At 37.4% G+C, this 22,276-nt stretch carries 17 protein-coding genes and 4 pseudogenes; 11 read left to right on the top strand and 10 right to left on the bottom strand.

Annotation, left to right across the window (positions count from 1 at the left end):
- Window positions 1–137 precede the first annotated feature (137 nt).
- Window positions 138–1,664, top strand: coding sequence for an IS5-like element ISCwa2 family transposase (locus CWATDRAFT_RS01660; RefSeq protein WP_007303344.1), 1,527 nt, complete (start codon window positions 138–140; stop codon window positions 1,662–1,664).
- A 3-nt stretch (window positions 1,665–1,667) separates the two neighbouring features.
- On the top strand, window positions 1,668–2,060 hold the full coding sequence (locus tag CWATDRAFT_RS01665; RefSeq protein WP_042711076.1) for a hypothetical protein: 393 nt from the start codon (window positions 1,668–1,670) through the stop codon (window positions 2,058–2,060).
- 16 nt (window positions 2,061–2,076) lie between these two features.
- Here CWATDRAFT_RS01665 and CWATDRAFT_RS39200 read toward each other — a convergent pair.
- Together CWATDRAFT_RS39200 and CWATDRAFT_RS01670 are read right to left on the bottom strand one after the other, a co-directional pair.
- Window positions 2,077–2,469 (bottom strand): annotated as a pseudogene (locus CWATDRAFT_RS39200) (hypothetical protein); the annotation flags it as partial.
- Window positions 2,470–2,611: 142 nt separating this feature from the next.
- Window positions 2,612–3,322 (bottom strand): precorrin-2 C(20)-methyltransferase, encoded by a 711-nt coding sequence (locus CWATDRAFT_RS01670; protein ID WP_007303346.1) that lies wholly within the window; start codon window positions 3,320–3,322, stop codon window positions 2,612–2,614.
- Between the two features lie 158 nt (window positions 3,323–3,480).
- Between CWATDRAFT_RS01670 and ndk the strand changes: the two genes are divergently transcribed.
- Both ndk and thrC read left to right on the top strand, forming a co-directional pair.
- A complete protein-coding gene (gene ndk, locus CWATDRAFT_RS01675) occupies window positions 3,481–3,930 on the top strand; it encodes a nucleoside-diphosphate kinase (RefSeq protein WP_007303347.1) in 450 nt (149 codons plus the stop codon).
- A gap of 154 nt (window positions 3,931–4,084) precedes the next feature.
- Complete coding sequence (gene thrC / locus CWATDRAFT_RS01680; protein WP_007303348.1) at window positions 4,085–5,212, top strand: threonine synthase; 1,128 nt, start codon at window positions 4,085–4,087, stop codon at window positions 5,210–5,212.
- A 2-nt stretch (window positions 5,213–5,214) separates the two neighbouring features.
- On the opposite strand, the gene CWATDRAFT_RS01685 is transcribed toward thrC, so the two are convergent.
- The gene (locus tag CWATDRAFT_RS01685; RefSeq protein ID WP_071892116.1) at window positions 5,215–5,940 is read right to left on the bottom strand and encodes a succinylglutamate desuccinylase/aspartoacylase family protein; all 726 of its coding nucleotides are present in this window, start codon (window positions 5,938–5,940) and stop codon (window positions 5,215–5,217) included.
- A 280-nt stretch (window positions 5,941–6,220) separates the two neighbouring features.
- Between CWATDRAFT_RS01685 and CWATDRAFT_RS35370 the strand changes: the two are divergent.
- Window positions 6,221–7,747, top strand: a pseudogene (locus CWATDRAFT_RS35370) (IS5-like element ISCwa2 family transposase).
- 108 nt (window positions 7,748–7,855) lie between these two features.
- Here CWATDRAFT_RS35370 and CWATDRAFT_RS01700 read toward each other — a convergent pair.
- The 4 genes from CWATDRAFT_RS01700 to truB all read right to left on the bottom strand — a co-directional run bounded on the left by CWATDRAFT_RS01700 (window position 7,856) and on the right by truB (window position 13,542).
- On the bottom strand, window positions 7,856–9,097 hold the full coding sequence (locus CWATDRAFT_RS01700; RefSeq protein WP_007303352.1) for a DUF3747 domain-containing protein: 1,242 nt from the start codon (window positions 9,095–9,097) through the stop codon (window positions 7,856–7,858).
- A gap of 215 nt (window positions 9,098–9,312) precedes the next feature.
- Window positions 9,313–11,415: an AAA family ATPase gene (locus CWATDRAFT_RS01705; RefSeq protein ID WP_007303353.1), complete on the bottom strand. Its 2,103-nt coding sequence runs from the start codon at window positions 11,413–11,415 to the stop codon at window positions 9,313–9,315.
- A gap of 295 nt (window positions 11,416–11,710) precedes the next feature.
- Entirely contained in the window at window positions 11,711–12,439 is a 729-nt protein-coding gene (locus tag CWATDRAFT_RS01710) for a hypothetical protein (RefSeq protein ID WP_007303354.1), read from the bottom strand.
- A 209-nt stretch (window positions 12,440–12,648) separates the two neighbouring features.
- Window positions 12,649–13,542, bottom strand: a complete 894-nt coding sequence (truB, locus tag CWATDRAFT_RS01715) for a tRNA pseudouridine(55) synthase TruB (protein ID WP_007303355.1) — start codon at window positions 13,540–13,542, stop codon at window positions 12,649–12,651.
- Between the two features lie 127 nt (window positions 13,543–13,669).
- On the opposite strand from truB, the gene CWATDRAFT_RS01720 reads away from it, so the two are divergent.
- The 6 genes and pseudogenes from CWATDRAFT_RS01720 to CWATDRAFT_RS01740 all read left to right on the top strand — a co-directional run bounded on the left by CWATDRAFT_RS01720 (window position 13,670) and on the right by CWATDRAFT_RS01740 (window position 20,345).
- A complete protein-coding gene (locus CWATDRAFT_RS01720; RefSeq protein WP_007303356.1) occupies window positions 13,670–14,275 on the top strand; it encodes a chorismate lyase in 606 nt (201 codons plus the stop codon).
- A gap of 314 nt (window positions 14,276–14,589) precedes the next feature.
- A complete protein-coding gene (locus CWATDRAFT_RS01725) occupies window positions 14,590–17,481 on the top strand; it encodes a glycerol-3-phosphate acyltransferase (protein WP_007303357.1) in 2,892 nt (963 codons plus the stop codon).
- A gap of 11 nt (window positions 17,482–17,492) precedes the next feature.
- Window positions 17,493–18,992 carry an Ig-like domain-containing domain gene (locus tag CWATDRAFT_RS01730; RefSeq protein WP_007303358.1) on the top strand — a complete coding sequence of 500 codons (1,500 nt, stop codon included), beginning with the start codon at window positions 17,493–17,495 and terminating at the stop codon, window positions 18,990–18,992.
- Between the two features lie 83 nt (window positions 18,993–19,075).
- Window positions 19,076–19,276 (top strand): annotated as a pseudogene (locus tag CWATDRAFT_RS41595) (hypothetical protein).
- A gap of 7 nt (window positions 19,277–19,283) precedes the next feature.
- Complete coding sequence (locus CWATDRAFT_RS01735) at window positions 19,284–20,054, top strand: cobalt-precorrin-6A reductase (protein WP_007303359.1); 771 nt, start codon at window positions 19,284–19,286, stop codon at window positions 20,052–20,054.
- Between the two features lie 6 nt (window positions 20,055–20,060).
- Entirely contained in the window at window positions 20,061–20,345 is a 285-nt protein-coding gene (locus tag CWATDRAFT_RS01740) for a DUF2470 domain-containing protein (RefSeq protein WP_007303360.1), read from the top strand.
- A 63-nt stretch (window positions 20,346–20,408) separates the two neighbouring features.
- Here the strand turns inward: CWATDRAFT_RS01740 and CWATDRAFT_RS01745 are convergent, their stop codons facing one another.
- The 3 genes and pseudogenes from CWATDRAFT_RS01745 to thyD all read right to left on the bottom strand — a co-directional run bounded on the left by CWATDRAFT_RS01745 (window position 20,409) and on the right by thyD (window position 22,266).
- Window positions 20,409–20,738, bottom strand: coding sequence for a XisI protein (locus CWATDRAFT_RS01745; protein WP_007303361.1), 330 nt, complete (start codon window positions 20,736–20,738; stop codon window positions 20,409–20,411).
- A pseudogene (locus CWATDRAFT_RS01750) lies at window positions 20,726–21,139 on the bottom strand (element excision factor XisH family protein). Before CWATDRAFT_RS01750 ends, CWATDRAFT_RS01745 begins: the two are co-directional and overlap by 13 nt.
- A 203-nt stretch (window positions 21,140–21,342) precedes the next feature.
- Entirely contained in the window at window positions 21,343–22,266 is a 924-nt protein-coding gene (gene thyD, locus CWATDRAFT_RS01755) for a thylakoid membrane protein ThyD (RefSeq protein ID WP_007303363.1), read from the bottom strand.
- Window positions 22,267–22,276: the final 10 nt, after the last annotated feature.

Here is a 22,276-nt window from a genome sequence, read left to right on the forward strand (position 1 = left end):
AGGGTTTGCTGAATAAAAGCAAAACCCTATTCTTTAAAAGGTTACACCCATATTCGCGATCGCAAAAAAGATCAGCTTTGTCGGCTACAAACCGCTATAATTGGTAGAAACACCTCCCAGTTGTTGGTCAAGAACAAATGTATCGAAAAGAGGAGCAACCTTTACCGCCCCCAGAAAAATTTGAATTACCTTTCGAGGGCAAATTGTCCCCCAATAATCGTTGGGTAATCATGGCAGAGTTGATACCTTGGGATGATTTTGAGGAAGAATATGCTAAACTTTTTTCAGCAGAAAAAGGTGCGCCAGCCAAACTATTTAGAATGGCATTAGGGACATTAATTATTAAGGAAAAATTAGGAACAAGTGATAGAGAAACTATAGAACAGATTAGAGAAAATCCCTATCTACAATACTTTATAGGTTTAAATTGTTATCAACAAGAGCCACCACTGGAATCTTCAATGCTAGTTCATTTTAGGAAAAGAATTGATGGAGAATTGATAAACAAAATCAATAAAAAAATAGTAAAAAGAGAAATAGACAAGAGTGATAAAGAAGTAAAAAAAAAGGATTGTCTCCAAGAAAAAGGAGAAAAAATAAAAAATAAAGGTAAACTAATTTTAGATGCGACTTGTGCGCCAGCAGACATCAAATACCCAACGGATTTAGGCATATTAAATCAAGCCAGAATTGAGACAGAAAGAATAATAGATAATCTTTATAAACCATTAAGAGTGAAATTGAGAAAAAAGCCGAGAACTTCTAGAAAAATTGCTAGAAAGGAATACTTAAAAGTAGCTAAAAAACGAAAAGTATCTTATCAAGAAAGAAGAAAAGCTATCGGGAAACAGTTAAAATACCTTAAGAAAAATTTAGGAAATATAGAAGACTTAATTCAAGCTGGGGCTTCCCTGGAAAATCTGAGTAAAAGACAGAAAAATTGTCTAGAGACTATCAAAAAAGTTTATGAACAACAACAGTCAATGTGGGAGAATAAGACCCAGAGTGTTCCTCAAAGAATTGTAAGTTTAACTCAACCGCATATTCGTCCAATAGTGAGGGGAAAAGCAGGAAAACCAATAGAGTTTGGAGCTAAACTCTCAGTAAGCTGTGTAGATAACTATGTGTTTCTAGACAAAATAAGTTTGGAAAACTTCAATGAATCTTGTCATTTAAAAGAACAAGTAGAAAAGTATAAAAAAACGTTTGGCTATTATTCCGAATCCGTCCATGTAGATAAAATTTATCGAACTAGGGAAAACAGAAATTGGTGTAAGGAAAGAGGGATAAGAATCAGTGGTCCGAAGTTAGGAAGACCTCCGAAAAATGTCAGTGAAGAAGAAAAGAAACAAGCCCACTCCGATGAATGCTTCCGTAATGCTATTGAGGGAAAGTTTGGACAAGCTAAACGAAAATTTAGCCTAAATCTCGTGATAACAAAACTCCCTGAAACCTCCATTACATCTATTGCTATTACATTTTTAGTTGTCAATCTTTCTAAACTTCTGAGGCAGTTTTTGTCGCTTTTTTTGTCCTTATTTACTAATAATAGAACAGAGGAACTCATCAAACCGCCTTTCATTAATTTTGATTATACTTTAAACAATTTTTATGTACTAAAACTTATTGATTTGTCAGAAAATTCTTGGTCAAAAGTGGCATAAATTTTGGAGAAACTTTTTCAGCAAACCCTAACTACTGAACAGATTTGGTTGGGGTATAAGCATCGCTTCCCCGTGGAAACTAACTTCTATGTTGCCCAGGATAGTGCGGGGATGGAAATGCCCAGAGCCTGGACTGAGAATGCTATTAAGCGTCGTATCAGTTTAGCGATGCTAGCTGGGTTTGTACTCAAAGCGATCGCCGCCATGTCTGAACCTCTATCAATTGGACCCTGGGATCGAAGACCTCAACCCACGGCTGGTAGGTTAGCCAATTATCTTGATATTCATATCCATAATTTTCTGGCACTTGCTCTGAGCGGGGTCAAACCAAGAAACTACAAAAAAATTCCAACTCCTCAGAAGAGTAAGGGTTTGCCGTTGCCAGATACGGCTTAGATTGGTAAAACACGAGTATACCTTTTTTATCGGTAAAAGTAATATGCTTTTTAGTTTCTTCTAACCGCCAACCTGACACTTTATACTCAACTGAACGACTATTGTGTTTGAATTTTGGATAACCCTTTTTACCCTTAACTTTATTTTTGCAATTGTCGTAAAAACGAGTTATGGCACGTAGAGTCCTTTCTACCGCAGTTTGACAAGCATGGGAGTTTAACTCTGTGACAAAATTATATTCTTTTCTCAATCGGGTATTGTATCGAAACATCTCAGTTTTTCCTACACTACGATTATCCATCCAGAAACGAAGCACCTTGTTTCGCACAAACTGTGTGGTTTTAATTGCCTCATTGATGGCATCTATTTGGTATTGTTTGGGATAAACCTTGTATTCGAGAACAAACATCGAATGATATTCAACCTATCAGTATCATTCTAACACAGATTTCCTGACTGTGCGTCCTAAAGCGATGCAGCGCGGTCTTGGTGGTTCCCATCAAGGAGCGACTGCATCAAGACGGACGGGGCTTGAACCCCTGATTTTCTCGTCAAGTATAGATGATCATCACAGAAAAATAGGAGAGGTTGAGAGTTGGCTGATGACGTAGGTTTCGATGGATTTTTTCTTCTGCTTGGTTTGCCCGTTCTACAATAAAAGCTTGGTCTAGTAAATTGAGTTTATCTAACTTCTGCCAAACTTTAGTATAAACCGAACTAAATTTTAACAACACAATAACATCAGCCCAACCTAAAACTTGGTCTAACTCAGGCATATTGTATAAGGCAGGGAGAATGGCTAAATTTTGGGAACCAAGGGTTAAAGGAAGTCCTAGAATAGAAGCTGCGGCCATAGGAGAAGAAACCCCAGGAATGGTTTCTATGGGGACTTGAGGATAATTTTCTCTAAGGGTTTGGGCGAGATAGGTAAAGGTACTATAAAAACTCACATCCCCTTCACAAGCAAAGGCCACATCCATTCCTTGATGGAGATACTGCCAGACAGTTTGGGCTGCTTCGTGCCAAGCTTTGTGTAACTGTGTCTCATCTTGAAGATAGGGAAAATAAAGGGGTAACTTTTTTTGCTGTGGAGTTATCCAAGGGGCAATAATTTTCTGGGCTAAACCTTGTTTACCGTTAACCCCCAGAGGAAAGGCAATGACTGGCACTCGTTGTAATAACCGTTGTCCTTTGACAGTAATTAATTCCGGATCACCGGTTCCCACACTCACCCCGTATAACGTTCCCACTCCTGTCTGCATCAAAATTAGTTTAACCACTTATGGAATCTCGATCATAGCAAAACCCAGCAGTTATCGAAATTTTCAAGGCGCGCGCCCTAGAAAAATCCCTAGTTTGTGTTTGAGCAAAACCCAATTAACGTAAACTATTAATTGGAACAATCGGAAGGAGTTAGCGAGTGGAACGTACATTTATCATGATTAAGCCCGACGGGGTACAACGGGGACTGGTAGGGGAAATTATTGGTCGTTTTGAGGCTAAAGGGTTTACCCTAGTGGGACTAAAATCACTGTCAGTGTCTAGAGAATTAGCCGAAGAACACTACGATGTCCATAAAGAACGTCCTTTCTTTGGTGGTTTAGTCGATTTTATTTGTTCTTCTCCTGTTGTGGCTATGGTATGGGAAGGAGATGGAGTCGTGGCTTCCGCAAGGAAATTGATCGGCGCAACTAACCCCCTATCTGCCGAACCGGGAACAATTCGGGGTGATTTTGGCGTTAGTGTAGGGCTGAACCTGATTCATGGTTCTGATGCTATCGAAACCGCTCAAAAAGAGATTAATCTCTGGTTCAGCGAAAAAGAATTACTCTCTTGGGAACCCACCGTTAACGCCTGGTTATACGAATAAATATTATCAATTCACGAGAATTTCTACTAAACAGGGAGGGCGTTAGCTCACCCTTTCTTTAACCTATACCAGGGAGAAATCCCCGATTGAGGGACGAAATATGTCACAATAAAGTAGAGTCACAACTGACCAAATCCCTGACACAAACAACCCTATGATTGTTCAACCGTTAACGTCTCCTCCTTCAGCACCCAACTCAAAAACAATCACACCTTCCTCAGACGTTAAACCTTGGCCTGGGTTAATAGAAACCTATCGCCCCTATCTTCCTGTCACAGAAAAAACCCCAGTTTTCACCCTCCTCGAAGGCAACACCCCTCTTATTCCGGTTCCCTACATTTCTCAACAAGTGGGTAAAGGGGTAAAAGTGTTTGTGAAATACGATGGTTTGAACCCAACTGGCAGCTTTAAAGATCGAGGTATGACCATGGCTATTTCTAAAGCCAAGGAAGAAGGGGCAAAAGCCGTTATCTGTGCCAGTACCGGAAATACTTCTGCTGCTGCTGCTGCCTACGCTAGACGGGCTGGGATGCGAGCATTTGTAATTATTCCTGATGGTTATGTGGCCTTAGGAAAACTGGCTCAAGCTTTATTATACGGGGCAGAAGTTATCGCCGTTGAGGGGAACTTTGATGATGCGTTAACGGTGGTCAAAAATATGGCCAAAGATTATCCTGTGACTTTGGTAAACTCCCTCAACCCCTACCGTTTAGAAGGTCAAAAAACCGCAGCTTTTGAAGTGGTGGATGTACTGGGAAATGCCCCTGACTGGTTATGTATTCCGGTGGGTAACGCAGGAAATATTAGTGCTTATTGGATGGGTTTTTGTCAATATCGGAGTTTCGGCAAAAGTGATAAACTACCAAAAATGATGGGCTTTCAAGCAGCAGGGGCAGCCCCATTTATAGCCGGCAAACCCGTGCCTAACCCGGAAACCTTAGCTACGGCCATTCGCATCGGCAACCCGGCTAACTGGGACAAAGCTTGGGGGGCAAAAGATGCCAGTCAAGGGGAGTTTAATGCGGTTACAGATGAGGAAATATTAGAAGCTTATCGTATTTTGGCTGCCCATGAGGGTATTTTCTGTGAACCAGCTAGTGCAGCTTCTGTGGCCGGTTTGTTGAAGGTTAGCGATCGAGTGCCAGCTAATTCTACGGTGGTTTGTGTGTTAACAGGTAATGGTTTAAAAGATCCTGACTCTGCCATTAAACATAGTAAGAATCAAGTTAAATCTGGCATTAAACCTGAATTATCACAGGTGGCAAAAGTTATGGGTTTTTGAACTTAGCTTTCTTGTTTGTCCAAAATTCCTAGATGAATAATGCCATCTCCTTGATTAACCAGAGGATTTTGAGTTTCACCAATAACCATTCCTTCAATGGCTGCCTTGATAGTGGTTGTTTTTTCACCAAAAGCATCCCCAATCATTCCTAATGGTTGTTTTTTTGCCACTGTTTCCCCTAAAGAAACAAATCGGCGGAAAATTCCACTGCGAGAGGCGCGAACCCATTGAGATTTTCTGATTTTAACCCCTACTTCAATGGCTTTGGGGTCAAATCGTAGTGCTTCTCCGGCTTCATAAAGAAGCACAGGAATTCCTTTTTTACTGGCTGCTTGGCGTAATGAACCATCAGGGGTGCTTGATTGGATCATCACAGGAGCATTAAAAGCTTGAGCAACGGCGTAGGTTTGCTCATTTTCTAAATTGGCACGAATTTGGGGTAAATTACTGCGATGAATAGCTCCTGTATGAAGATCAATACCATGAGTGCTACGACTGACAATTTCTCTCATGAATAAATGAGCTAAACGGGAGGCCAAAGAGCCATTGGCCGAGCCAGGAAAACAACGATTTAAGTCTCTGCGATCGGGAAGATAACGGGATTCTTGAATTAAGCCAAAAACATTGACAATGGGAACGGCAATTAAAGTCCCTGATAATTGACTAGGTTCAATTTTTTTGAGGACTTGGCGAATAATTTCCACCCCATTGAGTTCATCTCCGTGAATAGCTGCACTTAACCCGCATTTCTCACAAACTGATCAGTAATCAGCTAGAGGTTAGATGTGGCTTATTTTTCAAGCGATCGCTTAAAATGGCACACTGTTATTTTTTACTCGCCCCTCAAATCAAGGTTAAACTCAGACTACATAGGGTTTGCTGAATAAAAGCAAAACCCTATTCTTTAAAAGGTTACGCCCATATTCGCGATCGCAAAAAAGATCAGCTTTGTCGGCTACAAACCGCTATAATTGGTAGAAACACCTCCCAGTTGTTGGTCAAGAACAAATGTATCGAAAAGAGGAGCAACCTTTACCGCCCCCAGAAAAATTTGAATTACCTTTCGAGGGCAAATTGTCCCCCAATAATCGTTGGGTAATCATGGCAGAGTTGATACCTTGGGATGATTTTGAGGAAGAATGTGCTAAACTTTTTTCAGCATAAAAAGGTGCGCCAGCCAAACTATTTAGAATGGCATTAGGGACATTAATTATTAAGGAAAAATTAGGAACAAGTGATAGAGAAACTATAGAACAGATTAGAGAAAATCCCTATCTACAATACTTTATAGGTTTAAATTGTTATCAACAAGAGCCACCACTGGAATCTTCAATGCTAGTTCATTTTAGGAAAAGAATTGATGGAGAATTGATAAACAAAATCAATAAAAAAATAGTAAAAAGAGAAATAGACAAGAGTAATAAAGAAGTAAAAAAAAAGGATTGTCTCCAATAAAAAGGAGAAAAAATAAAAAATAAAGGTAAACTAATTTTAGATGCGACTTGTGCGCCAGCAGACATCAAATACCCAACGGATTTAGGCATATTAAATCAAGCCAGAATTGAGACAGAAAGAATAATAGATAATCTTTATAAACCATTAAGAGTAAAATTGAGAAAAAAGCCGAGAACTTCTAGAATAATTGCTAGAAAGGAATACTTAAAAGTAGCTAAAAAACGAAAAGTATCTTATCAAGAAAGAAGAAAAGCTATCGGGAAACAGTTAAAATACCTTAAGAAAAATTTAGGAAATATAGAAGACTTAATTCAAGCTGGGGCTTCCCTGGAAAATCTGAGTAAAAGACAGAAAAATTGTCTAGAGACTATCAAAAAAGTTTATGAACAACAACAGTCAATGTGGGAGAATAAGACCCAGAGTGTTCCTCAAAGAATTGTAAGTTTAACTCAACCGCATATTCGTCCAATAGTGAGGGGAAAAGCAGGAAAACCAATAGAGTTTGGAGCTAAACTCTCAGTAAGCTGTGTAGATAACTATGTGTTTCTAGACAAAATAAGTTGGGAAAACTTCAATGAATCTTGTCATTTAAAAGAACAAGTAGAAAAGTATAAAGAAACGTTTGGCTATTATCCCGAATCCGTCCATGTAGATAAAATTTATCGAACTAGGGAAAACAGAAATTGGTGTAAGGAAAGAGGGATAAGAATCAGTGGTCCGAAGTTAGGAAGACCTCCGAAAAATGTCAGTGAAGAAGAAAAGAAACAAGCCCACTCCGATGAATGCTTCCGTAATGCTATTGAGGGAAAGTTTGGACAAGCTAAACGAAGATTTAGCCTAAATCTCGTGATGACAAAACTCCCTGAAACCTCCATTACATCTATTGCTATTACATTTTTAGTTGTCAATCTTTCTAAACTTCTGAGGCAGTTTTTGTCGCTTTTTTTGTCCTTATTTACTAATAGTAGAACAGGGGAACTCATTAGACCGCTTTTCATTAATTTTGATTATACTTTAAACAATTTTTATGTACTAAAACTTATTGATTTGTCAGAAAATTCTTGGTCAAAAGTGGCATAAATTTTGGAGAAACTTTTTCAGCAAACCCTAATTATTAATTCCTGAAGAATATGCTGAGAAACAGTCCCTTTTCAGTACCCCCCCTATTCAGGGGGGCAGAGGCGATCGCTAATTTTTATTAGCCTGTTGTGCTTCAGCTTCAACACATTCTAAAACTCGTACCATAGCGGCCACAGTATAGTCACGGGTTGCTTTTTCGTCGGGACGAAAGGCAGTTCCCCTTTCATTCATGGGAGTAGCTACACCACAATAACCAGACATTTGAGTGATGACTGTTTTCGCCCAACTACCAGAAGTATCAGAAAAGGCCATCGCTTCTTGGGTTTGTTGTAGTTCCCGTGGTAAGTCTAAACGATTTTTGAGATGGATGGCCATACGACGCATGGTATCCATTAACTCAGCCCGACTAATGGGTTCACTAGGTTGTAAAGTGTTATTAGGATTACCAATATTCAGGAAATTCCACTGGGCCCATTTAATTTTCTTGGCACTCCAACGGGAACTCTCCACATCTTTAAAGGGAACAACATCCCTTTCTGGGGTAGCATCTAAATCGACTTTATAAACGGTTCCAATGGCATCAACGGCCATAGAAATCAACTGTTCACGGGTCACAGGTTGATCAGGGCGAAATGTATTATCATCAAACCCAGAAACTAAACCCATTTCAACCCCCTTGGCAATTTGGCCTTGGTAAATGTTGCTGCTAATATCGCTAAAATTAGCTTGAGAAGTCCTTTGGCTAGGGGATGCACTGGTGGCAGGTGGGGTATCAGGGATGTCACCACCTGCAGCGATCGCAGCTTGAGAACCGCTAAAATAAAAGTGGCCTAACACTTTCTCTTGATAGGTGCGTTTGGTGAATTGCCAACCTGGATAAAGGTTAATTTTCATGAAGCCTTGGGCCATTCCCTTGGTACTACCAAGGACAATTTCACTGTAACCAGCACTTCTGGGGGTTCCCACTAAGACTAATTCTCCACCACGGGGAACCACACGCAATAAATAATCTAAACCGAGATCATTACCGTCGAGACGAATGGAATAACCGTTACTATCCGTAGAACGACGACAAATGCCGGTAAAATCAAAATTGAGTAATAAAGGGTCTATTAAGGTGGGGTTTGAGCCATTTTCTGCCCAACAGTCTCTTTTCTCAGGAATTTGTTCGATAACTAAAAGGTCATATTTTCCCTCTCCGTAGGGTCTAGCAACGGCAATCACTTTACTTTGATCTAAAGCAGTCTCGCTAAAAGTAGAAGCTTTAACGGGAAGATTGACAGGTATTAAACTACTCAGGGTAACAGTGGCTAAAGTAGCTAATTTTAGGGGTAATCTAGATATTTTCATGTTTTAAACTATAAGGTGATGTTCTAGGGTTTCTAGAATAATAGCGAAAGACAATCCCATTCATCGCTTTCTGTAGACAGATTTCAAGGGAATGGAGTTCCACTTAATAGGTATTATGACAAAGCTGCTCAATTTTGAGTTGATGAGAGTGACAATTATCAGATTGCCTATTGATTCCCCAAATACCATCGAAAATTAATTAAGTTTTAAGATTTTTACCCCGAGTTGGAGACCTCGTCGTTAACGACAGGGTTTAAATGATGAACTTCTATTATTTCTGTATATTCAAATTCATTAGGACTTTGTTCAACTAAGGGATAATCAACACCATTAAGACAAATAGTATCTTTTTCGCAGTTAGGTTTAGGGGAATAATAGACTAAAACATACTCTTTTCCAATATAATTATTGGTTTCTTCTTGGACTTCGCCACGCCATTGAGTTTTGGTTACTAAAATAATTAATTGATTGGCTAACTTGGGAATTGATTTTGCTACTTGTCTACGATAAATTTCATCTAAACTACCAAAAGGTGAGTCCATAACTACGGGGAATGTACCACTATCGGGACCCATTAAGGTATTTTTCTGACTCAAGTTTCTCACACTATCAATAATTCCCCCGATAAAGGAAAGGCTTAAAATTTGATTTTCTCCTGTTGAGGCTGCAACATTAACTGCTTTTCCCGATGTATTTTCGATTAAGTTTAATTCATAACCTTGACTGAGTCTGGGAAGATAAGGAGTAAAAGAAATAGAACTAAAAATAGATTGCACTCGTTTTTCTAAAGAGAGACGAAACTGTTTTTCTAGACGACTTCTAACTTCAATCAATCTTTTCCTTGCTTCTCTAGCTGCTTCAATTCTTCTTTTGGCTAAAATTTGTTTTTCTTCTTTTAGTTTTTGTTTATTAACCTCTTTATCAAGGGTTTCTATTTGTTTTTCCACAGTGCTTAATTGTTGTTGAATTCCCCCTTGCTCTAATCGTAATTCTCGAATTGTTTGTTTAATCTTATCTAAACTTTTTTGTAATTGTCTGATTTCAATATCAGGATAATGACGAAACTTTTGATTAATATCGTCTAATTCTCTTTCAACGTTAGATAATTCTACCCTAGATTTTTCAAGCTTCCCTTGTTTTTCATCGATATTGTCCCAAAAATTAATTACTTTATTTTCCATCTCATTAACTTGAGATTCTAGGCGAATAGCTGATTCTTCAATGGCAGCGATACCTGCTTTATCCATCCATTGTTTTACCTTTTCATAATGAATATTTCCTTCGATTAATTCTTGACCACAAATACAGGTTTGACTCTTCAATAATTGTTCTACAAATTGTTTCTTAATGCCACTGGGTAATTCTCCTCGTTGACGTAAATCTGTAATTATTTTGCTAAATTTGGGAATAACATCGCTTAAAAATATAAGATAACCTTGACTAGAAATACGGCTTTTTATTTGTTTTTTTGCATCTCTGATCTCATTTTTCAAATTAGATTCTTGTTTCTCTAGTTTTATTTTTAAGTTTTTAATCTCTTCATTTTTACTTAAATTTATCAATCTTTGGGATATTTCTTGTTGCTCTATATCCTGAGATTTTATGGTTTCTATAATATTTTGTTGTTTTTCTTGTAAGCTATTTTGTTCTTGTTCTAATTTTGTTTTTTCTTTGAGCTTTTTCTTAATATTAATATCACCGATTATTTTGAGTTCACCTTCTAGGATTTTTTCGACTTTTTTGAGATGATCAATAGAACGATCTAATACTTTTACCCCTAAAAGTTCTTTTGTATCTTCAGCAATGCGACTTTTATCATTACTGCGAAAAATATGATCTATATGTTCCCCATCAAAGAAAAAGTATTGGTGTAAACTTTCGGGTAAAATACGGCTAATAATGTCATTAGGTTGTTGTAGGGTAGGATAATAGCGACCATCTTCGTCTATTATTGACATAAATAGTTTATTTTGGCTATATTGAATCTTCCCATCCTGATCTAGACAAGCGTAACATTGCCGTTTAACTTTATAACGTTTATGTTCGTGTTCAAAATGAATTTCTACCCAACAATTTACAGAAGTTCCTATATCTACTTGCATAATTGCCCGTTTATTAATTAATAATTGAGGAGCAATAAAAGCAGCCGTAAACTTCTCGTATAAAACCCAGGTAAAAGCGTTTAATAAGGTGGTTTTTCCTGAGCCATTATTACCATGAATCATGGTGGTATTTTTCCCATCAGAAGCAAGGAATATTTCTGGAGTCGTGCCATAAAATTGTCTAAAGTTACATAATTTAATCGATAAAAGTTTCATTGAATAACTTCTTTAATAATTTGAACGATATCATCATTAATATTCCGTGGCGCTCTCTGAGATAATTTACTTTTTTCTAAAGCCAAAATTCGTTCAATAATCTGATAAATTTCTGGGGAGGCCGTGGTAATGGGTTCTTAAACTTGACTAACATTAACTTCTTTATCCATCTTGACTAATCGCTGAGCTATTTTTTTCTATGTCTCAATTATTACATACATAACAGGAAAACCCTATGTGACAACACAAAATGTTATCACATAAGGTGCTTTTTCTGATTTTTTGCTATGGACTTTTAGAAGAAACCTAAGCGGTAGCCACTATTTTGATAGTTGCGGTTAGAAGCTAGAGATAAATTAGACTGTAAGGTAAGAACAAAATCTTGTGCTGGTTCAATAGCAATCACCGTTGCTTCCCCACCCCCAATAATTCCAGCTTCTGGTAAACCCCATCCAGCTAAGGTTCCTACTGCGGCCCCTGCTAATACTTCTAAAGCATCAATACGGCGATCGCCTGTAACCCCTGCAATAATGGCGGCGGCCCCGGCCCCAGCTACCGTACCCCCTAAAATTTCTCCCACACTCGCCCCTTCTCTAATGGTTTCGGTTCGACTCACCACTCTAGAAGTAGCATTAAAAGGATATGGTTGACCATTAATAATAATTTCACGGGCAATAAACTGAGAGCCACCACGAACAGGTCTAATTTCTCCATTAACCTCACTGCCAGCCGGAATTAATACGTTGCGATTACTATCACGGATGGTTGCTGCGGTTCTCAGGGTTATAGGTAAGGTTTCTTCTGGACTGACCAAAATTCTTTCGCCGTTTTGAAAATCCATAGGGATACGGGTTCCGGCAGGAATAGTAACGCTGGTATTGACAGGAGAATAGTTTTGAGAGGGCCTTGGTAATAATTGGGCGTTTGCTGGTTTTAAGTTATGAAATGGTGATATTGCTGTGATTCCCATTAATAAGGCGATCGCACCAGCTATTCCTGATTTACCGTAGTTTAAGTTCAACATAATACACCCTCAAATTTAGAAGTCAGAAGTTAGAATTTAACCCAACTTGATTTCATCATAGGACAGAGTTCCATAGGATGTCAGTCCCATAATTAAAAATAAAGTTCCTCAATCAAGTGGAAAAAAAGGGAAGTGTAGTTCGTAGTCAAGGCTTCAGCCTTGATGATAACTAACTTTCTCGTCTGTTAGGACTTACTACGAACTTACCTCTATTTAATAACAACTTTTGGCTTGAGAATTTGATGAGTATCTTTAGAGATAATTTGACTGATTCCTAAAAACTCCCCTGCTTCATTATTTACCTGAATAATGTCATCAGCAGTAACAAAATTAATAGAAGAAATTGCTATTTTTTGTCCTTGACCCCAACGTTTACCTTCTTCTAAAGAAAGAGTAATATTGGGTAAATGTTTTAGAAGTAATCCTGGTTCATTTAAAGAAAATGTTCCTTCTTCAATTTGTTTTTCTAACTCTTCTAAACTAATGCTTTCTGATAGAATCATGCCACAACTTTTAGTTCTGGTTAATGCTGCTAAGGTTCCCCCAACCCCTAGCTTGTCCCCTATATCCCTGGCGATCGCCCGAATATAAGTCCCTGGACCACATTCAATATTAACCACCAATTCACAAAATTCTTCTACATACCAGTCTAAAACTTCTATTTTGTCAACCTTAACTCTTCTCACAGGAATATCCACGATTTCTCCTTTCCTTGCTAACTCATACAATCGTTTACCATCTCTTTGAATAGCACTATATATAGGGGGTATTTGCTCAATTTCACCTAAAAAATCGTTGAATAAGGGTTTAATCTCTTCTATAGTCAAATGAGAGGCAGATTGACGTTGAATAACCTCTCCTTGGAGATCATCGGTTGTGGTTTGCATCCCGAAGCGAATAGTCGCCCGATAAGCCTTATTTTCTGGTAAAAAAGGTAAGAGACGAGTTGCTTTACCAACTGCTATGGGTAAAACCCCTGTTGCTGCTGGATCTAGGGTTCCTCCGTGTCCTACCTTTTTGATGTTTAAGAGTCGTCTAACCTTGGCAACACAATCATGAGACGTAAACCCTGATGGTTTATTTAAAGGGATAAATCCAAGCATATAGCAGTTTTTAGAGGGTTTTCTGGGAATGACAATTATCCATTGTCCATTAATAACTGTTCACTGATAACTGACGAAGGTTTTGCTATCATAAAAATTAAAGAATAGTAAAGTTTTATTAAGAACCTTGACAGCCAAATTGAAACCTTATCATAAAAGCACTTTAGCCCATCAGTGGCACGCCTTAGACATTGTTTGGGAAGGAGATCAAGACGTAGTGAAGCGTGGACTCCCCCATGATACCTTATCCCCTGCGTGGCAGATGTTGCTGTTGGGAGATGGTTCCCCTACCCGTCATTTACAACTGTTGACCACGGAAAAAACGGAAGTGGATCTCATTGATATGTCTCCCATTGGTAGCGAAGACGACGGGGCCCCACCCCAAGTCGAAATTGTACCGGAACCCCGTTTAAGAAGACAGGTTTGGTTACAGACAGGATCGGGGCAAAGATTAGCTTATGCTACTTCTTGGTGGGATGCCAACCATGTAGATGAGTATCTACAAAATCGTTCTCTGCCCATTTGGGATAGTTTATCACGGTTACACACAGAATTATATCGTGACATCCAAGGTATATATTATGGTCATTCTCCAGTATTAGAACAAGCATTTCAAGAGAAGGGACCTTTTTGGGGAAGACATTACCTATTCTGGCACGATCGCAAACCTTTAACTTTAATTTATGAGGTCTTTTCTCCCTATTTACGCAAGTATTTAGGACCGATTTGTTAAAATTAAGAATTAAGAATTAAGAATGTAGAATTTTATTAATTCTTAATTCTTGGGGGACTCAAGGTAATTTTGAGTCTTAATTTCGTTTTTTATAACCCTCAAAACCCACTGGAGTCTTAAGATAAGATAAATTGCTTTTAGGTTAAGAAAATAATGATTATGATCAAAGAACTGAACATATAGCAATCAGACTTCTCATCCTCCCTATATCATGAACTTTTCCAGCAAAATCCAGTCAGTATTGGGGTATCTTGAGGGTTTCATGAATAATTACTGATTGCTGTATCTGCTTTTTGCCCTGATCTATTTTACTTATGACAACTATTATTGGTTCTTTAATTATTTTTTGTTTTTGTCCGTTACTAGGAGGACTTCCTTTAATTGATTGGTTAAATTATATTTTTAAAGGACAGAAACTATCTCAGATGGGAACTGGCAATGTCTCCGTTTCAGCAGCTTTTTATCATGGGGGTACTTTTGTTGGTATCTTAGCTGTTTTATCAGAAGCTGGAAAAGGTGTTTTGGCGGTTTTATTAGCCCGTTATTTTTTCCCCGTTGAACCTTGGTGGGAACTGATGGCATTAATAGCCTTAATTATCGGTAGGTATTGGATGGGAAAAGGGGCAGGAACCACTAATTTATTTTGGGGTATCATGGTTCATGATTTGGGGGCAACTTTCTTAACTACACTTATTAGTTTGAGTAGTTTTACTCTTTTTCGGGATCGGGTAACAGGGCGTTTATTAGCTTTATTTTTACTAGCTTTTATTTTAACGGTTAGACATCCCCACAATCTAACTTATGTGGTCTTAGCTTGGAGTTTATCAGGGTTAATGGCTTGGATCTTTAAGCAAGTTCCTGACGATCTGTCTTTACCAGAAAGTGGTGTTAAATCTTCTTCTAAAACTATGTTTAAATTTTTTCGAGGGGAAAAATCTCTGTCATCTTTAAATGATAAGCTAGATAGTAATAAAGTCGGTAATAAAGCAGCTAATTTGGCTTATTTAAGAAGCTTAGGTTATGGTGTTCCCAATGGTTGGATTTTACTACCAGGAGATGATCCACAAATTATTTTAGATTATCTAGTCCCCAGTGTAGAAAATCCTTTTGTTGTTCGTTCTTCTGCCTTGGGAGAAGATACAGAAACAGCTTCGGCCGCAGGGCAATATTTGACTCTTTTAAATATTACCAATCAACAAGCATTGTCAGGAGCTATACTGGATTGTATTGCTGCTTATAATAATCCCCACGCTGTTAAATATCGTCAAGATAAAGAACAAGATGAGCAAGGTATTGCTTTATTGATTCAAAAGCAAGTTCGAGGGACTTTCTCAGGGGTTGCCTTTAGTCGAGATCCCGTTAATCCTATGAATAACTGTGTTATTATTGAGACGTTGCCAGGGGACGCTAATCAAATTGTTTCGGGTAAAACTACCCCGGAACAGTATCAGGTTGAAGTCTATGAAAATTTAGAGAATGATGCTATTAAAATTCGTAGTCTAGAACAAACTGAGTCTAGAAATGTTCCAGATTTTATCATAGAAAAGGTTGCCATATTAGCGAGGTATATTGAAACCATTTATCATGGCATTCCTCAAGATATAGAATGGAGTTATGATGGAGAAACTTTGTGGATATTACAAACGAGAACAATTACCAATTTACAACCTATTTGGACAAGAAAAATCGCAGCAGAAGTGATTCCTGGGGTGATATCTCCCTTAACTTGGTCTATCAATAAACCCTTAACTTGTGGTGTGTGGGGTGATATTTTTTCCCTCGTTTTAAAAGATAAAGCCAAAGATTTAAACTTCGATGAAACTGCTAGACTACACTTCCAACAAGCTTATTTTAATGCAACATTATTGGGTCAGATTTTCCAACGGATGGGACTTCCTCCAGAAAGTTTAGAATTTCTAACTAGAGGAAGTAAAATGACTAAACCTTCTCTGGTTTCCACCATCAGTAATATACCTGGTTTGTTGCGCTTAGTGAAAAGAGAATGGACTTTAGAGGATGACTTTTCTAAAGATTATCAAAAGTCTTTCCAACCTCTCTTAAAAAAGTTAGCCGATCAACAAATACAGGAACTTTCTGCCCAAGAATTACTGGATAATATATCAGCTATTTTATCCTCATTGAAGTCCGCAACTTACTATAGTATTTTAGCCCCTTTGAGTTTAGCCATAAGACAAGCTTTACTCAAGGTGTCCCCCGAACAACTGGATAATAGTGTAACTCCCGAAATTGCTGCTTTACGAGCATTAGAAAAGTTAGCAGATGAAACGACTTTGTTTATTAAAGCAGATAATATTGATGATTTATTCTCCCTACTAAGGAGTAGTAATGAAGGGAAAGAAATAATTCAAAAGTTTAACCTAATTATCGAAAAATATGGTTATTTAAGCGATGTGGCAACTGATATTTCTGTCCCTTGCTGGCAAGATGATACTACCATGGTCAAAAACTTATTTACTCAGTTAATTATTAATAGTAATAATAGTAAGCATAAAGTCACAAAAAATAAGAAAACCTGGCAAGTAAAACAGGTTCAAAAAAGACTAAATCTGAAAGGAAAAGTAACAGAGGTTTACTCTCAGTTATTAGCTATGTTACGCTGGAACTTCCTAGCAATAGCTGAAGAGTTGGTTAACAAAAAAATACTTGATCAACCTCAAGATATATTCCAGCTAACATACTCTGAAATCGACGCAATAGTGCAAGGAAAATATCAACAAAACTTATCACAAATACAGCAAAAAGTCAAGGAAAGAAAAGAAGAATTTACTATCAATAAGAGTCTAAAAAATATTCCTTATGTTCTTTATGGAAATATTACCAAAATACCAGAAAATAGTAGGAAATCATTAGCCAAACAATCTGGAAAAATACAAGGAATTGGAGCAAGTTGTGGAGAGGTAGAGGGATATATCAAAATTTGCCATAACCTTCAACAAATAGCCGAGATTAACAACAATACCATTTTAGTTATTCCTTATACTGACTCAGGTTGGGGGCCTTTAATTGCTAATGCAGGTGGTATCATAGCGGAAGTGGGGGGAGCTTTATCTCACGGGGCAATTATTGCACGAGAATATGGAATCCCAGCCGTTATGAATATCAATCATGCCACAGAAATCTTTCAAGAAGGCCAACGGGTAAAAATTGATGGACAACAAGGCATTATTGAGCTACTAGAAGACTAATGGGAAAAACTATGGTTAATATCCTTAAAAAAACGCTAAAGCTTAAAGATTGGCTAAAAAGTTACCGACAATTTGACTGGATAGTTATAGGTTGCATTCTATTTCTGATGTTACCCATATTAACCCTATTAACTATGGGGGATCAAGTTCCCTTTCAAGTCCAATATTTTAGTTGGGAAGGCAAAAAAGTAGGGGTTAAAAATAAAACATTTACCCTAAGTTTTAATCGCCCTGTTAATACTAATAGTGTTGAAAAAAATCTAATTATTGAACCCCCTCTTCCTGGTAGAATTTCGTGGCAAGGAAGGACTTTAATTTATACGTTGGATGATCCTCCTATTTATGGAACCAATTATCAAATAAAGTTAGAAAATGTTCAACTAAGCTATCAGGATGAAGAAATTAAATCTTTTGTTAGTTTATTTAGTACCCGTGACCGAGTTTTAGCCTATATTGGTATCGAAGGAGAAGAAAAAGGTCGTTTAATCCTATACAATATTACTAATCTTAGTCAACCCCAAAAAACTATTCTCACGCCCCCAGATTTAATTGTTACTAACTTCAAGATTTATCCTAATAGTGAAAAGATTATTTTTAGTGCTTTTGAACCCAATCTTCGTAGCAATGAGTTAGCGACACAAGAACTTTATACAGTAACCACCGGATTTAATGTTGATCCCTCGAAAACACCATCTCAGCGAGCAGGAAAACTGAAAAGTATTCTCGATGCTCAAGAGTATCAAAATATAAATTTTGCTCTCTCACAAAATGGGGAAGTTATTGTTGTCCAAAGAGTTAACCACAGAAATAAAAATGATGAGAGTTTATGGTTAATTAAAGATAATAATAAAATCATATCTTTGGGTATTCCTGGTTCTGAATTTGTGATTGCTCCCGATGGAAAAAGCTTAGCTGTTAGCCAACAAGGAGGAATAAGGATGATTTCTCTGGGAGGTGATGGGAATAACTCTCGTATTTTTGCCAATTATGAAAAACCCCTTAGTTTTTCTCCATTTTCAGAAAAACTTTTGCTAGTTAAAGATAATGTTGACTACACTCGTTCTTTAGTTGTTGTTGATAAAAATGGGGAAAATAAAGAAGTATTTCGTAGTCCCTATCCTATTCTTGGGTGTGAATTTGAACCGAGGGATGAGCAAGTTATTTACTGTTTAAAAACCGATGTGATTCAAGGGGAAAATGGACAATATCGGCCAGAACCTTTTTTATCTGTCATCAATCTTAAGGAAGGAACAGATTTCCCTTTGTTAGCCTTACCCAACTCCGAAAATGTTATGTTAAGTATGTCCCCTGATGGGGTTGCTTTGTTATTTGATCAAGTTGTGACCACTTCTCCCCAGTCTTCTACAGACTTACTAACAACTGAAAAACAAGCGATCGCCGATGGACAGGTTTGGTTACTACCATTACCTGACTTAAAAGAAGAAAATAAATCCTTAAAAATTCAACCACGAGAACTAATTTTTGGCTTTAAACCTCAATGGTTACCTTAAGAAAGTCCTCAAGTCACAGATTATAAGTTAGAATGAGTTAGAATTGAATAAGAACCATAAGAACAAAGATCAAAAAGGTTAACATGAGTAACATTATTGCTGTCCTTGTCTTGGGAATTTATCTAGTAGGGATCTAAAAATTTATTTCAGGGTACAATTGCACAAATTTTAACCGTCAGTTGCCGACGAAATTAATGCTATCCTTACTTTGGCCGGTTTTGCTAATTGTTAATGGTGCTTATCGCCAAAACTTTACCAAAGCTTTAAAAGGAAGAAGAGAATAACCATCCCATGAAAAAAGTTGGCAAACTTTGGTTAATAGGTGGAACAGGAGACAGTGTTACTATCGTGCAAACTATTCGGGATCATTCTTTTCCTTGTCTGATCACTGTAACCACCTCCACTGCAACTAATCTTTATCCAACTAACTTACTAAGTAGTATTCAAACAGATAAATTAGATACAGCAGGAATCCAAAAGTTATGCAATCGAGAAACCGTTAAAGGAATTATTGATGCGTCTCACCCTTTTGCGGTCAATATTTCTCGACAAGCGATGCAGGTTGCTAGACAGGAAGGGATTCCTTATCTACGTTATGAAAGACCATTATTAACTAATAATTCCTATCCTATATATCTAGATAGTTTTGAGGATTTAATAACAGGCAATTATTTACAAAATAAACGAGTTTTATTAACTATAGGATGCCAAAATTTATGTCGCTTCCAACTATGGCATCAACAAGCAACTTTATATACTCGTATTCTTCCTAAGTTAGACTCTTTAGAGATGGCTTTAAAAGCAGGATTCCCAGCCAGTCAAATCATTGCTTTACGCCCTCCCATTAGTTTACAGTTAGAAAGGACACTATGGCAACAATGGGGGATTAATTTAGTAGTCACTAAAGCATCTGGAAAACAAGGAGGTGAAAATATTAAAGTACAAGTTGCTCAAGCATTAGGCATCCCTTTAATCATAATTAAGCGGCCTTTACTAAACTATCCACAACAAACAGAGCAATTATCTGATATCATTGAATTTTGTTATCAATGTTTTAAATAGTAAATTATGTCTGATACTATTACTCCCGACGTTAGCGATCGCATTTGTAAACACATGAATGACGATCATAGTAATGCCATTGTTTTATATGCTCAAGTATTCGGAAATGTTCCTGAAACAGAAACAGCCATCATGGAATCTATTGACCCCGAAGGAATGAATTTATCCGTAAAGGTTAAGGGAGAAAATAGACCCATTCGTGTCAAATTTGATCACGTTTTAAAAGACTCAGAAGATGCCCACCATACCCTAATTAGTATGGTTAAAAAAGCCAGAAATCCTCAAAATTAGTCTTTAGTTAGTAGGGGCTTAATTGCATTAATTCTCTACTAGCTAAAGATAAATGATCACTGATTAAGCCACACCATAATTGGTATAAGGACGTTTATAAGGAGGATGTAACCCTAAGATAATATCATCCTCAGGAACACCTTTTTCCACTAACTCTTTACCGATATCATATTCAGTCATATTATGTTGAATCCAGATTTTTTCGCCTTTGATATCAATATGAATATAAACCGCATAAACACGGGTTAATCCTTGCCATCCTAGATCAAGAAGTTGATAATGATCCTGTTCCTTATCAAAGAGAAGTTGACATTCGATATTAGGATCATTGTTGGTTGCGTGGGATGTTAATAAACCTTGGATAATTTGGCGATATTTTTTTAGTTTTTCCATTGAACAATTTCCTCCTGATTAGGATTATAAGCAATGATATTAAGGGCATATTATCGGATAGCAGCTTTAGTAAAACGTTCTTGAAAAAAGGTATTAAAAATGTCAATAGGTACAGCTAAATAAAGGACCCTTTGAGGTTCAGTCATTTGTAAGGCGAGACGATAACTAAGAAATTGACCTAAAGCATTGTGAAAATCGTTGACATTAGAAGGATTAATAAAACTTTTGATTTCGACTGCTATTTTTTGTCCGTCTTTCTCAGCAGCAAACACTTTTTCAGATCCTAAATCAATCTCTAGCCTAACACGATCAATACGAATGGTTAAGGGATCTTGGGTAATTGTCCATCCTTCTTTGATTAATGCTTGTTTAACTGTTTGGTGAAATAAGTCTTTAGCCATAAATTATCAATATGATCGTAAATACAGCATATCAAGATCATTCTAGAAAAGCACACAGAAGGCTATATTTCTTATTTCATGAACTTAGAAGGAATTGTGATTGGGCACTGATTTCTCTCTACTCACATCTTGCACCTGACGTTGAAAACCCTATTTTGACCTAAATGGCAACGAATTCAATAGGGTTTTAGCCCTTTAATTATCTAAACATTAGGAACAATATTTGTTAAAGCAGATTTAATGGTAGAATATTGGTATTGAAAGCCTAATTCTAGTGTTTCTTTAGGTAGAACTTGTTGACCTTCTAAAACAACTTTTGAGCCCTCTCCTAAAAGCACTTCTAAGGCAAAATCTGGGACTGGCAACCAGGAAGGTCTATTCATAGTTTCTCCCAGGGCTTCACATAACTCTTTCATCCGCACAGGATTGGGTGCTGTTGCGTTAAAAGTTCCCACGATACCTGACCGTTTTAAAGACTCTTTAATTAACTCTACTAAATCATCGATATGAATCCAAGAAAACCACTGACGACCACTGCCAATAGGTCCCCCAGCAAATAATTTAAAGGGAGGAATCATCTTAGCTAAAGCCCCACCTTTCCCCAAAACAATACCGACTCGCAGAATAACTAAACGAACATTTGCTTTTCTAACTTCTTGTGCTTCGCTTTCCCAAGCTTGACAAACTTCTGCTAGAAAATCATCACCGGGGGGGCTATTTTCATCAAAGGTTTTGGTTTCGCTAGTACCATAATAACCAATGGCAGAAGGGTTTATTAGGACAGATGGTTTATCTTTTGCTTTACTAATCGCTTCTATAATTTTTCTTGTTCCTAACTGACGACTTTCTAGGATCGCTTTTTTATGTTCAGGACTCCATCTTTCGGCGATGGGTTCCCCGGCTAAATTAACCACAGCATCACACCCTGAAATTTTTTCTTGCCACTCCCCTGACTCTGTGGCAATATAAGGGACAATCTCTAGATTGGGAAAAGTAGAAGCAGGAAAAATTGTTTGGGCGCGATTAATATTTCTGGTGAAGATTATGAATTGATGATCTTCATCTCTTAAACTATTGACTAATCTAGTTCCTACAAATCCAGTTGCGCCAGTAATTGCGATTTTCATCGTTTAAATA

The organism is Crocosphaera watsonii WH 8501 (assembly GCF_000167195.1).
Classification (GTDB): Bacteria; Cyanobacteriota; Cyanobacteriia; order Cyanobacteriales; family Microcystaceae; genus Crocosphaera; species Crocosphaera watsonii.

Excerpts from the sequence above, each read along its gene's own strand:
- CWATDRAFT_RS01660 (WP_007303344.1), top strand. The coding sequence starts at position 138 with ATGTATCGAAAAGAGGAGCAACCTTTACCGCCCCCAGAAAAATTTGAA.
- CWATDRAFT_RS01670 (WP_007303346.1), bottom strand. The coding sequence starts at position 3,322 with ATGCAGACAGGAGTGGGAACGTTATACGGGGTGAGTGTGGGAACCGGT.
- thrC (WP_007303348.1), top strand. The coding sequence starts at position 4,085 with ATGATTGTTCAACCGTTAACGTCTCCTCCTTCAGCACCCAACTCAAAA.
- CWATDRAFT_RS01700 (WP_007303352.1), bottom strand. The coding sequence starts at position 9,097 with ATGAAAATATCTAGATTACCCCTAAAATTAGCTACTTTAGCCACTGTT.
- CWATDRAFT_RS01705 (WP_007303353.1), bottom strand. The coding sequence starts at position 11,415 with ATGAAACTTTTATCGATTAAATTATGTAACTTTAGACAATTTTATGGC.
- CWATDRAFT_RS01710 (WP_007303354.1), bottom strand. The coding sequence starts at position 12,439 with ATGTTGAACTTAAACTACGGTAAATCAGGAATAGCTGGTGCGATCGCC.
- truB (WP_007303355.1), bottom strand. The coding sequence starts at position 13,542 with ATGCTTGGATTTATCCCTTTAAATAAACCATCAGGGTTTACGTCTCAT.
- CWATDRAFT_RS01725 (WP_007303357.1), top strand. The coding sequence starts at position 14,590 with ATGACAACTATTATTGGTTCTTTAATTATTTTTTGTTTTTGTCCGTTA.
- CWATDRAFT_RS01730 (WP_007303358.1), top strand. The coding sequence starts at position 17,493 with ATGGTTAATATCCTTAAAAAAACGCTAAAGCTTAAAGATTGGCTAAAA.
- CWATDRAFT_RS01735 (WP_007303359.1), top strand. The coding sequence starts at position 19,284 with ATGAAAAAAGTTGGCAAACTTTGGTTAATAGGTGGAACAGGAGACAGT.
- CWATDRAFT_RS01740 (WP_007303360.1), top strand. The coding sequence starts at position 20,061 with ATGTCTGATACTATTACTCCCGACGTTAGCGATCGCATTTGTAAACAC.
- CWATDRAFT_RS01745 (WP_007303361.1), bottom strand. The coding sequence starts at position 20,738 with ATGGAAAAACTAAAAAAATATCGCCAAATTATCCAAGGTTTATTAACA.
- thyD (WP_007303363.1), bottom strand. The coding sequence starts at position 22,266 with ATGAAAATCGCAATTACTGGCGCAACTGGATTTGTAGGAACTAGATTA.